The sequence below is a fragment of the Sphingopyxis panaciterrae genome (assembly GCF_011762125.1).
GTDB classification, from domain to species: Bacteria; Pseudomonadota; Alphaproteobacteria; order Sphingomonadales; family Sphingomonadaceae; genus Sphingopyxis; species Sphingopyxis panaciterrae.
Genome location: NZ_JAASQN010000004.1, coordinates 261455 through 274704, shown reverse-complemented (window position 1 = coordinate 274704; position 13250 = coordinate 261455). Strand labels below are relative to the sequence as shown.

14 protein-coding genes and 1 other RNA gene are annotated in these 13250 nt (G+C 64.0%); 4 read left to right on the top strand and 11 right to left on the bottom strand.

Annotation, left to right across the window (positions count from 1 at the left end; all coding sequences use genetic code 11):
• Positions 1-13 precede the first annotated feature (13 nt).
• The 5 genes from arr to FHR22_RS15470 all read right to left on the bottom strand — a co-directional run bounded on the left by arr (position 14) and on the right by FHR22_RS15470 (position 3300).
• Positions 14-436 (bottom strand): NAD(+)--rifampin ADP-ribosyltransferase, encoded by a 423-nt coding sequence (gene arr, locus FHR22_RS15490; protein WP_166944447.1) that lies wholly within the window; start codon positions 434-436, stop codon positions 14-16.
• 78 nt (positions 437-514) lie between these two features.
• On the bottom strand, positions 515-1060 hold the full coding sequence (locus tag FHR22_RS15485) for an NUDIX hydrolase (protein WP_166944739.1): 546 nt from the start codon (positions 1058-1060) through the stop codon (positions 515-517).
• Positions 1061-1157: 97 nt separating this feature from the next.
• Positions 1158-1844 carry a TPM domain-containing protein gene (locus tag FHR22_RS15480; protein ID WP_166944445.1) on the bottom strand — a complete coding sequence of 229 codons (687 nt, stop codon included), beginning with the start codon at positions 1842-1844 and terminating at the stop codon, positions 1158-1160.
• A 12-nt stretch (positions 1845-1856) separates the two neighbouring features.
• Positions 1857-2696 carry a TPM domain-containing protein gene (locus tag FHR22_RS15475; RefSeq protein WP_341786636.1) on the bottom strand — a complete coding sequence of 280 codons (840 nt, stop codon included), beginning with the start codon at positions 2694-2696 and terminating at the stop codon, positions 1857-1859.
• Between the two features lies 1 nt (position 2697).
• Positions 2698-3300, bottom strand: a complete 603-nt coding sequence (locus tag FHR22_RS15470) for a LemA family protein (protein ID WP_166944443.1) — start codon at positions 3298-3300, stop codon at positions 2698-2700.
• A gap of 117 nt (positions 3301-3417) precedes the next feature.
• On the opposite strand from FHR22_RS15470, the gene mscL reads away from it, so the two are divergent.
• Both mscL and ssrA read left to right on the top strand, forming a co-directional pair.
• On the top strand, positions 3418-3834 hold the full coding sequence (mscL, locus tag FHR22_RS15465) for a large conductance mechanosensitive channel protein MscL (RefSeq protein WP_166944441.1): 417 nt from the start codon (positions 3418-3420) through the stop codon (positions 3832-3834).
• A 28-nt stretch (positions 3835-3862) separates the two neighbouring features.
• Positions 3863-4218, top strand: a transfer-messenger RNA (tmRNA) gene (gene ssrA, locus FHR22_RS15460).
• 268 nt (positions 4219-4486) lie between these two features.
• Here the strand turns inward: ssrA and FHR22_RS22680 are convergent.
• Complete coding sequence (locus tag FHR22_RS22680; RefSeq protein WP_208417730.1) at positions 4487-5302, bottom strand: BON domain-containing protein; 816 nt, start codon at positions 5300-5302, stop codon at positions 4487-4489.
• A 144-nt stretch (positions 5303-5446) separates the two neighbouring features.
• Positions 5447-5860 carry a MerR family transcriptional regulator gene (locus FHR22_RS15450; protein WP_208417729.1) on the bottom strand — a complete coding sequence of 138 codons (414 nt, stop codon included), beginning with the start codon at positions 5858-5860 and terminating at the stop codon, positions 5447-5449.
• Between the two features lie 116 nt (positions 5861-5976).
• On the opposite strand from FHR22_RS15450, the gene FHR22_RS15445 reads away from it, so the two are divergent.
• Entirely contained in the window at positions 5977-6606 is a 630-nt protein-coding gene (locus FHR22_RS15445) for a cation efflux transmembrane domain-containing protein (RefSeq protein WP_166944437.1), read from the top strand.
• Here FHR22_RS15445 and FHR22_RS15440 read toward each other — a convergent pair.
• The 4 genes from FHR22_RS15440 to FHR22_RS15425 form a co-directional block, all read right to left on the bottom strand.
• Positions 6603-7448, bottom strand: a complete 846-nt coding sequence (locus FHR22_RS15440) for a hypothetical protein (protein WP_166944435.1) — start codon at positions 7446-7448, stop codon at positions 6603-6605. The genes FHR22_RS15445 and FHR22_RS15440 overlap by 4 nt on opposite strands.
• A gap of 33 nt (positions 7449-7481) precedes the next feature.
• On the bottom strand, positions 7482-7766 hold the full coding sequence (locus tag FHR22_RS15435; RefSeq protein WP_243853755.1) for a hypothetical protein: 285 nt from the start codon (positions 7764-7766) through the stop codon (positions 7482-7484).
• Between the two features lie 114 nt (positions 7767-7880).
• Complete coding sequence (locus tag FHR22_RS15430; RefSeq protein WP_166944433.1) at positions 7881-8327, bottom strand: Lrp/AsnC family transcriptional regulator; 447 nt, start codon at positions 8325-8327, stop codon at positions 7881-7883.
• Positions 8327-10267 (bottom strand): isoaspartyl peptidase/L-asparaginase, encoded by a 1941-nt coding sequence (locus FHR22_RS15425; protein WP_166944431.1) that lies wholly within the window; start codon positions 10265-10267, stop codon positions 8327-8329. Before FHR22_RS15425 ends, FHR22_RS15430 begins: the two co-directional genes overlap by 1 nt.
• 186 nt (positions 10268-10453) lie before the next feature.
• Here FHR22_RS15425 and FHR22_RS15420 point away from each other — a divergent pair, with 186 nt between their 5' ends.
• Positions 10454-13180 carry a TonB-dependent receptor plug domain-containing protein gene (locus FHR22_RS15420; RefSeq protein WP_166944731.1) on the top strand — a complete coding sequence of 909 codons (2727 nt, stop codon included), beginning with the start codon at positions 10454-10456 and terminating at the stop codon, positions 13178-13180.
• The last annotated feature ends 70 nt before the right edge of the window (positions 13181-13250 follow it).

The following is a 13250-nucleotide window of genomic DNA, read 5'->3' as shown; positions in this document are numbered from 1 at the left end:
TCGTCTCGGCGCATCAGTTGATGATTTCGGCTCGTTCGTCCGAGCGCAGCGCGGCCAGTCGCTCTCTCCACATCTGCAGGGCTTCGGGCGTCAACCTGGTCCAATGCGTGATTTCGCCAAGGACCTTGAGCGGGGCGCTGCTGCGATACGACCGGGTGGGGTTGCCGGGAAATTTCTTGTCGGTCACGTTCGGGTCGTTCTCGAATGCCCCGGTCGGCTCTATGGCATAAACACGCGGGGCTGCATTGCCTTTGGTGAGCTCCGCCGCGATTTCAGCGGCCAGCCCCGCACCATCGACAAGGGCAGTGAAGTAGATGTGGTTCATCACCACGTCGGAACGATAGTTCGAGCGGAAGCCCGCTGTCAGGAAATCGCCCACGCGCAGATCCGCAATCGTGCCGTGAAAGAACGGACCCTCGTCCAGCACTTCGGTCATCGTCATCGTCCTTGTCTTGCGAGCCTGCTTTAGCCCGTGAGCCAAATGGTGCCAACGTCCGCGATCGGTCGAGAGCGGCTATCGGGTCAGCACCTCGCCCGCCAGCAACATCGCCACCCGTACATCGATGCCGCAGCCTTCGGCGCGTTTCGACGCGACAAAATCGGTGATGCCGTTCAGCGGTACGCGGTGGACGATGATGTCCTCACTGTCGACGCCGCCGCCTTTGCCCACCTTGGCTAGGCCGGTCGCGATGAGCAGGGTGAAGCTTTCGCTGACCATGCCCGGCGAGCTGAAGAACTCGCCGACCGTGCGCCAATTCGCGGCGCGATAGCCGGTTTCCTCCTCAAGCTCGCGTTCGGCGGCGACCCCGGCTGCTTCACCCGCGATGTCGTCGCCGACGAGGCCCGCGGGGAGCTCAAGGCAATTCATCTTCAGCGGTACGCGATATTGTTCGACGAGGATGACATGGCGGCCGTCCGGCGCCTCGTCGATCGCGAGGATCACCGCCGCGTGCATTCCGCGCGAGCGGGAGACATATTCCCATGTGCCCTGCTGTTTGACGGTGATGAACTTTCCTTCCCACCGGGTCTCGATGGGGGCGTCGGCAGCGGGGCGGGGCATCATTTGTCCTATCGTCATTGCGAGCGGAGCGATCCAAGGGCGGCTCCGTATCGCTCTGGATTGCCACGGGCCCGCGGCCCTCGCAATGACGAAGCGTCTATAGTTCGATCAGGCGGTCGGGCAGTTCGTTGGGATTGTCGTCGCTCTTGGGGAAGTGCTCGGCGAGGACGATGCCCATCTGGCGGACCGCTTCGGCCATGCCTTCGCCGGGGCGGCCCGCACGGACGCGTTCGACCAGCGCCGCCATCGCGTCGCCCCAGACTTCGGCTGTCACCTTCGCGGCGATGGCTTCGTCGGCGACGATGTCGGCGCGATGTTCCTTGAGGCTGAGATAGAGGAGCACGCCGGTGCGGCCCAATGTCTTCGCCTCGGTGCCGACCTTGAACAGGTCGACCGCGCGGGCGCGCACGCGCTGTGCCAATATCGTTCGCGGGGTCAGCGCCATGCGCAGCGGGCGCCACAGCAGGATCAACCACATACCGATCCATTTGAGCACGCCGACCGCGATCACTGTGCCAAGCCATTCATTGGCCGTCAGTTCATGCCCCCAGCCTCCGGTGACGCGATAATAGAGGCCTTGGTAGAAGTCGGGAAAGAGCGCGATGACCGACATGGCGAGAAAGGCGATGATGCTCGCCCAGACGAGCGCGACATCGTCATAGTCGTTCGATCTGCCCGCAACGACGGTGACGATCTCGCCGCTGGTATGCGTCTCGGCCGCCGCGACCGCTGCGGTGACGAGGTCGTGGTCGGCTTCGCTGACGTGGCTGATTTTCCTTGGCATGATCTGTGCTTCCTACCAGCCGCCCGACGCGCCGCCGCCGCCGAAGCTGCCGCCGCCACCGGAAAAGCCGCCAAAGCTTCCGCCTCCTCCGCCTCCTCCGCCCCACGACGATCCGCCGCCCGACCCCCAATGATCGTCGTCGTCGCCGCCCCAGATGATGATCGGAGCGCCGCCCCACGGGCGGTTCTTGCGATGCTTCTTGCCGCGCCGCCCGAGGCCGGAGAGCATCGGCAGGATGAAGAAGAAGAAGACGATGAAGCCGATGAAGATGAGCCCGCCGATGTCGCCATTGCCGTCGCGGTCGCGTTCCTGCGTCGCCGCAGCCTGCGCGCGGGCTGCGGCTTCCTCGGGCGGCAGCACGATCTGCTGCGCGATCGCGTTGACGCCGTCCTGAATGCCGCCGGGCATGTCGCCAGCCTTGAACTTGGGCGTCACCACATCGCGGATGATCCGCCCCGACAGCGCATCGGTGAGGACGGGTTCAAGCCCCAGTCCGACCGAAATATTCATGCGCCGTTCGTTGGGCGCGATCAGGAAGACGACGCCGTCGTCCTTCTCCTTGTCGCCGATGCCCCAGGCGCGGCCGAGCTTGTAGCCGTAATCGGCGATGTCATTGCCTTCGAGATCGCTGATGGTCGCGACGACGAGCTGGTGGCCGGTCGTTTTTTCAAGCTCGAGGAGCTGCGTGTTGAGCGCGGCTTCCTCGGCGACCGGAATGATGTCGGCCTGATCGACGACGGGGTTGCCCGCGAGTTTCGGGAAGGTTTGTGCGAGCGCCGGGGCAGCCGTCAGCAACAGCAGCCCGGCCAGGGCCGCTGTTGCGAGTGGACGGAAAAGAGTGGGCAGGCCCACCTTATTGCCCGAAGTCGACCTTCGGCGCCTGGTTGGCGTTCGGCGTGACCGCGCGATAGGGCGTCATCGGCTTGGCGCCATGGACGATCTTCGCCCCGATGATGTCGGGGAAGGTGCGGATCGTCGTATTATAGTCCTGCACCGCGCCGTTATAGTCCTGCACCGAAACGTTGATCCGGTTTTCGGTGCCCTCGAGCTGGGTCATCAGGTCGGCGAAGCGCGCCTGGCTCTTGAGGTCGGGATATTGCTCGACGGTGACGAGCAGGCGGCCGAGCGCGCTCGACACATTGCCCTGGGCCTGCTGGAATGCCTGCACCTTGGCGGGATCTTCCAGATCGTCGGTGCTGAGCTTGACCTGCGTCGCCGAGGCGCGCGCCTGAATGACGCCTTCGAGCGTCGATTGTTCGATCTTTGCCGCACCCTTGGCGGTTTCGACCAGATTTGGAATCAGGTCGGCGCGGCGCTGATAGGCCGCCTCGACATTGGCCCATTTGGCTTTTGCGGCTTCTTCCTTGGTCGGAACGCTGTTGATGCCGCAGGCGGAAAGGCTCATCGCGGCGACGGGCAGGATCAACCAGCGGGCGTTACGATAGGTCATGGTCATCAGACTCCCTCCGGCGGCGTTTTGCCGCAACAATACACATAATAGGATGGCGCTTGCCTTTGTGCAATCCACGCGGCAGTTTCGATGCGGACCACCAACCAGCCGGGGAGCAGCAACATGTTGGGAGAATTCAGGGAATTTATCGCGCGCGGCAATGTCATCGATCTCGCGGTCGGTGTCATCATCGGCGGCGCCTTTGCGACGATCACCGGTTCGCTGACCGAAGATCTGATCATGCCGGTCGTCGGCTGGATATTCGGCGGGGTCGATTTTTCGAGCCAGTTCATCCTGCTCGGCAGCGTTCCCGACGGGATCGCGGCGACGGATTATGCCGCGCTGAAGAAAGCGGGCGTCGCGATGGTCGGCTATGGTGCCTTCATCACCGCGGTGATCAACTTCCTGATCCTCGCCTGGATCATCTTCCTGCTCGTGAAGACGGTGAACAGGGTGATCCGCAAGGCCCCCGACGCGCCGGCTGGCCCGACCGAAGTCGAATTGCTTGCCGAAATCCGCGACGAACTGAAAAAGAAGTAGTTTCGTTTCCGCGACAAAATGCCCGCCCGCTCTTTCCAAATGTGGGCGGGCTCCCTATATAAGTCATGCCGGTTTCGGCCGGCTATGGTGATAAATGGTGTCGTGGAATAGACACAGCGGACCCGGGGGCAGTACCCGGCGGCTCCACCACAAACCCGCGTTTCTTGATGGGGACACGGGTTTCTGACGGGGCCGAACCAGGATCGACGTGTGTTCAAAGACGATATTTTTGCCCGGGCTGAGTAACCCGTTCAAGGCTCAAAACCAATAGGTGCTAACGATAACGAAGCACTCGCTCTGGCTGCCTAACCGATAAGCCTCACGGCCTAAGGTTAGACAAATAGAACGCGGTTCGGACCGAACCGGGCAACAGAATCGGATACCAGCGGCTGGGGACGAGCCGGGCAACAGAATCGTCCCACCTTTCCGTTTTTTTTGCGAAGCTGCAATGCGATGTCGGCTCCCGGCCGATGCGGACCCTCATCATCGTCACCCCCGGACTTGCTCCGGGGTCCCGCTTGCAATCGCGAGTTATGAGTGCAGCCAGAAAGCGGAATCCCGGGTCAGGCCCGGGATGACGAAACAAGACGGCGGGAGCAGCTGAACCCGCTTGCGTTGAAGGGGAGCGCTGGGCGGCGCTCCCCATCATGGCTCAGCTGCCCTGCGGCACGAACGACGTGTCGACGCGCAGGTTATTCTGCACATGTTTTACGCCGGTCACGTCGTCGGCCAGATCCTCGGCGCGGCGCTTGGCAATCTTGCTGTCGACTTGGCCGCCCAGCGTGACTTCGCCGCCCGCCACCGCAACGCTGATCGCCGAGGCGTCGACCCAGCGATCCTCGGTCAGGCGGTCGTTGACGTCGTCGCGGATGCGGTCATCCGAACGGATATAGTCCGAAGGGCCGCGTCCGCGGTGATCGCGCTCGCGGCGGCGCTGGGCATCTTCGTCGCCGAACCACGAAAGAAATTCGTCGCCGGCTCGCTCGAAGAAGCCGCGCTCATGATGGCGCCCGCTGCGCGGGTCGGGATCGCGGCGATAGGTCGACCGGCCGAAATCGGCGGCGGCGTAGGGCATGATGCCGGGTAAGCCGTATAGATCGGCGTAGCCGCCCGCGAACCATGCGTCATTGTCCCGTTCGCGTACGTCACGCGAGCGCTGGCTGCGGCCGCGATCATAATCGCCTTCGTAGCGCTCATCGAAACCATAGTTGGCCTGTTCGCCGCGCTCGCGGTTCGGGCCGTCGTTGCGCTGATCGCGGCGTTGGGCGCCGTAGCGCTGGGCGCGCTCGCTGCGATAGCGGTCGCTGCCTTGTGCGCGATCATATCCGCGGTAGCGGCCGCCCTGCGGGCCGAAACCGCTTTCGGGATAATTGCCGTAGGCATAATCACCATCGTCCCGGTCCGGACGCGTATAATGTTCGCTGTCTTCGTCGCGTTCGCCGCGACCCTTATAATCTTGCCGTTCCACCTTCCGTCTCCTGTCTCTCGTGAGGAAGCGGTTGACGGCGCGGCGCGGGGGCAGCGCCCCCAACCTGTCAGACCGACGCGTGCCGGCGCGGCAAGTTCCCCGCTGTTCGACGAACCGAGTGGAAACGGGCGTCGCCGCCCTGTGTCAGGGATGTTCGGCAGCGCAAAGACGGTGATCGCCGAGCGCCTCGATCACGCGGCAATCGGCGGCGACGCCGCCGCGGCAGCGTCCGACGATGCGGGTCAATTCGTCGCGCAGCAGCGCGAGCTGGGCGATTTTCTCCTCGACCTGCTCGAGATGCAGGCTGGCGATCCGGTCGGCTTCGCCGCAGTCGCGTTCGGGATGGTCGGACAGGTCGAGCAACGAGCGGATTTCCTCGATCGTGAAACCAAGGTCGCGCGAATGGCGTACGAAGGTCAGCCGCGACCGGTGCGCATCGCCATAGCTGCGGTAATTGGCGGCGGTACGATGCGGCGCCGGGAGGAGGCCGATCCGCTCATAATAGCGGATGGTTTCGATGTTGGTGCCGGTAGCACGCGACAGTTCGCCAATTTTCATCACTTGACCCTGTAGTTGCTACAGGCTCCATATAGGAGGTCGACTCGAAGAGCCAATAAGAAGAACCCACAAGGCGTCCTTCGGGAAGCCGATACGAAGACCAAGGAGCGACGGCGATGGCCGATCAATGCTGTGCAGGAAAAAGCGGCAAGACCGCGCTCAACGATCCGCGCTGGCGGCGTGTGCTGTGGATCGCGCTGCTGATCAACGCCGCGATGTTCGGGGTCGAGATCGTCGCCGGGGTCGCCGCGGATTCGCGGGCGCTGCAGGCGGACGCGCTCGATTTTCTTGGCGACAGCGCCAATTATGCGATCAGCCTGGGCGTCGCGGGCATGGTGCTGGCGTGGCGCGCCCGCGCAGCGCTGCTCAAGGCGGTGACGATGCTCGCCTTCGGGCTCTGGGTGTTCGGCTCCGCAATCTGGGGTTTCGTGACCGGCAGCGCACCGCATGCCGAAACGATGGGCATCATTGGCGCGTTGGCGCTCGCCGCCAATGTCGTGGTCGCGCTGATGCTCTATCGCTACCGCACCGGCGACGCGAACATGCGGTCGGTGTGGATCTGCTCGCGCAACGATGCGATCGGCAATGTCGCGGTGATGGCGGCGGCGCTCGGCGTCTTCGGTACCGGGCGGAGCTGGCCCGACCTTGCCGTCGCGGCGATCATGGCGGGACTGGCGATCTGGGGCAGCCTCGACGTCTTCCGGCAGGCGCGCGGCGAACTCGCGGGCGTCCCCGAAGCCGCTTAAAAGGCGACGCCGGGTCGCAGGACGATCTGGAAGAAAGCGAGCAGAGCGGCAAGAGCTGTCGCTGGGGCTGCGAGCTGCAGTGGAGCAACCGTCTTGTTCGCTCGCGGTGTCGTCGCCAGTCCCAGCGTCAGCCAGCCGAGCCCGATGATGTGCACGACGAGCGGGATCAGCACGACCTCTACCGGCTCGCGCGGGACCCGGAAGGGGATGATGAGGAGGATGGCGAGCGCGAGGGTTGCGAGAAGTGCGGTCGCCGCCCGTCGATCATGTCCGTCATCCCCGAACGGATAGCGCCGCGCGAGGGCGCGGCCGGCGGCGAACAGGCCGATGACGGCAAGCGGCAGGATCGCGAGGCGGGCGAGCGAACCGAGACCGAGATAGGTCATCGCGCGTCCGACGTCGTTGCCCGCGATCAGGCTGCCGACCGCCCATTGGCTGAGCGACTGGAACAATCCCTGAAACGCCATCCAGAAGGCGAAGAGTCGCCACGTCGGGCGCGCGGCTCCGACCCGTCCGGCGAGCCACAGGAAGATCAGTCCGCCGAGCAGCGTCGCGAGCGCCCCGCCGCCCTGGAGCAACTCAGCGACCGGCGCATCGCCGCGCCAGTCATGGTCGTTGTGATAGAGGATCGGGTCGAGCCCCGGCACCAGCGCCTTGGGTATGACCAGGCCGACCTCCTGGATGAAGAAGGTCAGGCTGAAGGCGAGGGCGCAGAGCAGGGTCGATGCGGCGAGGCTGCGTATGTCGCGGCGTTCTGCGCCGACCCTCGCGGGCAGGCGCAGCATCGCTATCGCAAACGGCAGAACGCCGATCGTCACGATCAGTCCGAGCAATATTTCCATGATTGTCCCCGCCGCTGCGCCGTTCCCGCCGCCTCAATAGGCGGGCGGGTCGCTCGCGGGAAAGGATTCGTCGCTCGCCTGATCGACCCGGTCCCAGCGCCGCCGCGCCGGGTCGCGCATTGCGGCGGGGCCCGCCGAGCGAGTCTGCGCGAAATTTTCGGGATCGGTCTCGGCGGCTGAAAAGGCGGCGGCATGCCCCGGTTCCGCCGCGCCTCGCCGGCGGCGCCACAGCGCGAAGACGCCGGCACCCGCCGCCAGCCCGGTCGCGAGCGCGGGAAGAATATATTTCAGCGGGAAAGGTCGCGGGCGTTGCGGCATATCGGTCCACTCCTGCGGTCTTAACGGAGCCCGCGCGGTGCGGGTTCCCTCGGTGCGAAGATATCGCGGTCGTGTGGACTGATCCAGCCCGGATCGGGGGCGCTGTTCAGCGGATCAGCGTTCGAGCTTCGTTACCAATATCACCGAGGTCGTCGTCCGCTCGACGCCGTCGAGAAGTCCGATTTCGTCGATCAGTTCGTTGAGCTGGGCGCTGTCGTCGGCTTCGAGCATCGCGATGATGTCATATTCGCCGCTGATCGCGTGGATTGCCTGCACCAGCGATAGATTGGCGAGCGCCTGTTCGACCTCACGGTGATAGCGTGGCAGCGTCTTGATCATCATGTGGGCGCGGATGCGCCCCGCGGCAAAGGCGCGGCCGAGCCGCACCGTGTAACCTGCCACGACCTGCTCCTCTTCGAACCGGGCGAGGCGCGAATAGATGGCACCGCGCGACAGGCCGAGTTCCTTCGCGAGCTGCGCGATGGTCTGGCGCGCATCGTCGCGGAGCAGCGCGAGCAGCCGTTCGTCGATCTCGTCGAGCGTGACGCCGCCGTTCGGCATCAGTCGGCGAGCTTTTCGTCGGCGAAGATTGCCGTTGCGGGTGATCCTCCCGCCATCATCCGGCCGCGGTACATGCCCAGGTCGTTGATCGCAAAGGCGGGGCGGCCGTCGGGGCCCATCGCGATCAGCCCGCCGTCGCCGCCGATCGCGCCGACCGCCATGATCGTGCCCTGGGCGGCGTCCTTCAGGCTCTCTCCCTTCCACGCAACGCGGTCGCAGACCTGCCGCGCGGCGCTTTCGCGGATGAAATATTCGCCCGATCCGGTCGCCGACACCGCGCACTGGCCGTTCTTGGCATAGGTGCCCGCGCCGATCACGGGCGAGTCGCCGATGCGGCCCCAGCGCTTGCCGGTCATGCCGCCGGTCGAGGTCGCGGCCGCGAGATTGCCGTCGGCGTCGAGCGCGACCGCGCCGACGGTGCCGAACAAATGGGTGGGATCGATCGCCGCCTGCTGCTTCGCGCGCCATGCCAGCAACTGCTGCCAGCGCTCCTCGGTCCGGAACCAGCCGGGTTCGACCTGTTCTAGCCCGCGTTCGAGCGAGAAGCGGTCGGCGCCATCGCGTGCGAGCATGACATGCGGGCTCTGGTCCATCACGGCGCGGGCCAAATCGACCGGATGGCGGGTGCGCGTGACGCCCGCGACCGCACCGGCCTTTTGCGTCTTGCCGTCCATGATCGCGGCGTCGAGTTCGTTCTTGCCCTCCGCGGTGAACACCGCGCCGCGGCCGGCGTTGAACAGCGGGTTGTCCTCGAGCACGCGCACGGCTGCGGCGACCGCGTCGAGCGCGGCGCCGCCCTTGTCTAGCACTGCGCTTCCTGAGCGCAGCGCCGCGTCGAGCCCGGCGCGATAGGCCTTCTCCTTTTCGGGCGAGAGCGTTCCCCGCTCGATCACCCCGGCGCCGCCATGGATCGCGAGCGACCAGCGCGGCACCTCGGCAATCTCGCCGGCGCGGGCGGCGTAATGGCGTTCGAAGACCGGATTGTCGACGCGGCCCGAGGGGAGGTGGACGACCGACCCCGGCCCGACCCCGGTGACCTTGACGCGCGGCGCGTCGAGCGGACCGCGCGTGGGCAGGCCGCGCAGCGTCGATCCGTCGACGACCCAGGCATAGCCGTCGGGTTCGGTTGCATAGATGCGCCCGCTGCCATCGGGCTCGACCGCCAGCGCTGCGCTTTCATCGACGCCAAGCCCGATCATCGCGGGTTCGCGGTCCGGCCGGCCGGCCTGCGCTTTCGCCACAAAGGCGAACAGGCGGCCGAGCCGATCGCGTTCCTTGAAGTGGGTGTCGGTAACAATGCCTTTCAGCAGCGCAAAATGGACGAAATCGCCCTCGATCGTGTTCGCGGGACCGAACGGGTCGGCGAGCGCCTCGGGGCTTTTGATGCTGCCGTCGTCCATCGCGCCGTATAGCTTCTCACCCTGCATCGCGAGGCCGGCGCTCGTCCCTGCGAGCGGCTTGCCCGCCGCGACATGCGCGTCGAGGATTTCGGCAACCGGCGTTCCACGCCAGTAACGGACGTAGCGCGACTGGTCGCCGCCCGCGATGAAGATGCCATCGGCCTTGCGCAGGCGGTTCAATATCTTCTTGTCGGTCGCCTGCGCGCGGTCGTGGAAGACGAAGATTTCGGCCGACTGGATGCCGCCGATCTGCCGGTAGAATTCGTCGCCGATTTCCTTGCCATAGGAGGCGCTGATCACGACGATGTGGCCATTGCCGGCCTTGCCGAAGAACCATTTCATCGAATCGATATTGCGGTCGCCGCCGCCCATCAGCAGCAGCCCGCCCGAAACCGGCCCAGGCGTCGGCGTGTCGAGTTTGCCGAAGACATAATGTTCGTAGGGCTTGGCCCTGGGTTCCTTGGCGGCGGCGGGAGCCAGCGCGAGGCCCAGCGCCGCAAGGAGCGGTAACAGCACCCCTCGCACGATCGAACGCAGCATCAAAATCTCCCCCGGCGCGATGGTGTGAAGGCAGGATGTTACATAATAAGCACGGATAAAGACAATATGATTCCGAAATTCGTCATATTGATTGAAATTATCAAAGCTATCTGGTGAAGTGACAACGCGTCAAATGGGCACAGGCGCGCCGGGGCGTGGCGCCAGGGGGACATAAGGGGTGTTATGATGAAAGCTGTGGGAACGCGGTCGCTTCGAATCCTGTTGGGGCTGGGTGTCTGCCTGCCCGCGATGGCCGCGCCCGCCTGGGCGCAGGACGGCGCGGGCGAGGGCGGCAATGACGAGATCATCGTCACCGGATCGCGTATCCCGACCATCCGCGACCAGGGGCCGTCGCCGGTCACGACGATCGATTCCGATACGATCCGCGCCAATGGTTATACCAGCGTTCCCGAACTGCTCGCCGCGATGACGCAGAACAGCGGCGAAACGCAAAGCCCGCAATCGGGCAGCAGCGCCGACTTCACCCCCGGCGCGCAGCAGGTCGACCTGCGCGGGCTGGGTCCCAATCACACGCTGGTGCTGGTCAACGGCCGCCGCATCGCCGATTTTCCGCTGCCCTATATCGGGCGCAGCAATTTTACCGACATCTCGAACATTCCCGTCAGCCTGATCGACAAGGTCGAGATTTTGAGCGGCGCGGGGTCGGCGATCTATGGGTCGGATGCGATCGCGGGCGTCGTCAACTTCAAGATGAAGGAAAAGCTCGACGGCATCACGCTCGACTACCGGCATGGGCGGACCGAACATGGCGGCGGCCTGTCGCACCGCTTCACCGCGACCGGCGGCTGGTCGTCGGGGCGCTTCAACATCGTCGGCGGGATCGAATATCTCGATCAGCGTCCGCTGTGGGCCTATGATCGCAGCATTCAGGACAGTACCGATGATAGCCCGGTAGCCTCCACGAGCAGTCCGCGACGTACCTTTTATCGCGCCGACTATTATGATGATTATATCACGCCGCCCGACGGTGCGTGCGATGCGCTCACCTATCTCAATCGCGGTTCGACCATGCTTTCTAATCGTCCGCGTTACGGTGACTATTGTGGAAGCGCAGCGTCGGTCGCCTATGGCACGATCATTTCGGGCCGCAAGGGTTTCAACAGCTTTGGCACGCTGTCCTACGAACTGTCGGACAATGCGAAGCTGTTCACCGATTTCCAGTTCGGGATCAGCAAGGTCCGGCTGATGTATGACGTGACGAGTTGGGCATTCGAGCAATCGTCGAGCAGTTCGGACAATTATTTCTATAACAATACGACGGAGCAGATCGAAGATTGGGGCCGCCAGTTCACGCCGGAGGAAACCGGCGGGTTCGAGATGCAGCGCAGCAAGCAGACGACGTACAGCATCACGCCTGGCATCCGCGGCAATTTCGGCAAGGCCTGGAACTATGAACTGTCGTTCAATTACAGCCGCTATCAATCGACTGTCCGCTGGCCGCAGATCATCAACAGCAAGGCGAAGGCCTTCTTCCTCGGAGAGCAGGAGGGGACAGGCGATCGTGGCTATCCCGCGTTCAGCCCCAATCTGGAGCGCCTCTACACTGCGCTGACCCCCGCCGAATATGACAGCATCTCGGCCGACACTGTCTATCGCCCCTACAGCTGGACGAACAATCTTCAGGCGACGCTTACCAACGGTGAACTGTTTCAACTGCCCGCCGGCCCGGTCGGTTTTGCAGCGGTCGTCGAATATGGTAAACAGGGCTATAACCTCCGTCCCGATGCGCTCGCGCTCACCGATTATTATTACAGCTGGAAAGACAGCGACGGGAAAGGCAAGCGCAGCCATGCTGCAATCGGCGGCGAAGTGCGCGTACCGCTGCTCGATTTCGTGACTGTGACCGGCGCCGGGCGCTATGATCATTTCCGCTTTGGCGGCGGAAGTACTGGCAAATTCACCTACAACGGTGGGCTCGAGATTCGGCCGATGGACAGCCTGTTGTTCCGCGCGGCCTATGGCACCGCGTTTCGCGCGCCCGATCTCCACTATGTCTTCACCGGACCCGGTAACATCGAAGGCAGCGTCAACGACTACCGGCTCTGCGCCGAGAATGACCAGGAACTCGAGGATTGCGATTATGCCGATATCGGCGTTGTCGTAAATCGCAACGGCAACCGCGATCTGAAGTCCGAAACCGGCCGCACGCTGACCGCCGGCCTTGTCTTTTCTCCGTCGAGCCGGCTGCATGTGTCGGTCGATTATTTCCGCGTCACGCTCGACAATCAGGTCGACGACCTCAGCATCGATACGCTGGCGCGCACCGAAGCCGACTGCGCGGCTGGCGACCTCGATCCAAGTTCGCCCACATGCGTCGATGCCTTCGCGCGGATCCAGCGTTTCCCCGGCGATGTTCGTGACGGCCGGATCGAATCCATCCGCGTCAATCCGATCAACATCGCGCGCGAAAAGACGAGCGGGATCGACGTTGCGTTCCGTGGAACATTGCCGACCAGCTTCGGCGACTTCACCCTGTCGCTTGCGCACAGTCACGTGTTCAAACATAGTTTCGTGCAATATCCGGGCGATCCGGTGATCAACAAGCTTGCGTTCGACAGCGGCTATTATCTGCCGCGCGACAAGTCGAACGGCAGCATCACCTGGGCGGCAGACGGGCTGCAGTTCACATTTTCGGGCACGCGCCTCGGCAAGCTGCCGAACTATGACGAGGATGCGTTCATCAAGGCGAGCTATTTGTTCAACGCGACGCTGCAATATGATTTTACCGACCATATGCGCGGGTCGCTGACGATCCGGAACCTGTTCGACACCAACCCGGTCAAGGACCCGACCTGGTCAAGCTATCCCTATTATAACACCAGCTGGTTCGACAGCGTCGGGCGCAGCGTCTTCCTCCAGCTGACCTACAAGCTCGACGGATCGGCGCTGTGACGCCCCGGCGCGGAATGCCGAAAGGCAGCCGCCGCGCCGTCGATCATGTTCAAAAAATGAGGTGACGTTC

What these genes read in the sequence shown, in the direction of transcription:
- arr (WP_166944447.1), bottom strand. Translation starts at nt 436, where the DNA reads ATGACCGAAGTGCTGGACGAGGGTCCGTTCTTTCACGGCACGATTGCG.
- FHR22_RS15485 (WP_166944739.1), bottom strand. Translation starts at nt 1,060, where the DNA reads ATGCCCCGCCCCGCTGCCGACGCCCCCATCGAGACCCGGTGGGAAGGA.
- FHR22_RS15480 (WP_166944445.1), bottom strand. Translation starts at nt 1,844, where the DNA reads ATGCCAAGGAAAATCAGCCACGTCAGCGAAGCCGACCACGACCTCGTC.
- FHR22_RS15470 (WP_166944443.1), bottom strand. Translation starts at nt 3,300, where the DNA reads ATGACCATGACCTATCGTAACGCCCGCTGGTTGATCCTGCCCGTCGCC.
- mscL (WP_166944441.1), top strand. Translation starts at nt 3,418, where the DNA reads ATGTTGGGAGAATTCAGGGAATTTATCGCGCGCGGCAATGTCATCGAT.
- FHR22_RS15450 (WP_208417729.1), bottom strand. Translation starts at nt 5,860, where the DNA reads ATGAAAATTGGCGAACTGTCGCGTGCTACCGGCACCAACATCGAAACC.
- FHR22_RS15445 (WP_166944437.1), top strand. Translation starts at nt 5,977, where the DNA reads ATGGCCGATCAATGCTGTGCAGGAAAAAGCGGCAAGACCGCGCTCAAC.
- FHR22_RS15440 (WP_166944435.1), bottom strand. Translation starts at nt 7,448, where the DNA reads ATGGAAATATTGCTCGGACTGATCGTGACGATCGGCGTTCTGCCGTTT.
- FHR22_RS15435 (WP_243853755.1), bottom strand. Translation starts at nt 7,766, where the DNA reads ATGCCGCAACGCCCGCGACCTTTCCCGCTGAAATATATTCTTCCCGCG.
- FHR22_RS15430 (WP_166944433.1), bottom strand. Translation starts at nt 8,327, where the DNA reads ATGCCGAACGGCGGCGTCACGCTCGACGAGATCGACGAACGGCTGCTC.
- FHR22_RS15425 (WP_166944431.1), bottom strand. Translation starts at nt 10,267, where the DNA reads ATGCTGCGTTCGATCGTGCGAGGGGTGCTGTTACCGCTCCTTGCGGCG.
- FHR22_RS15420 (WP_166944731.1), top strand. Translation starts at nt 10,454, where the DNA reads ATGAAAGCTGTGGGAACGCGGTCGCTTCGAATCCTGTTGGGGCTGGGT.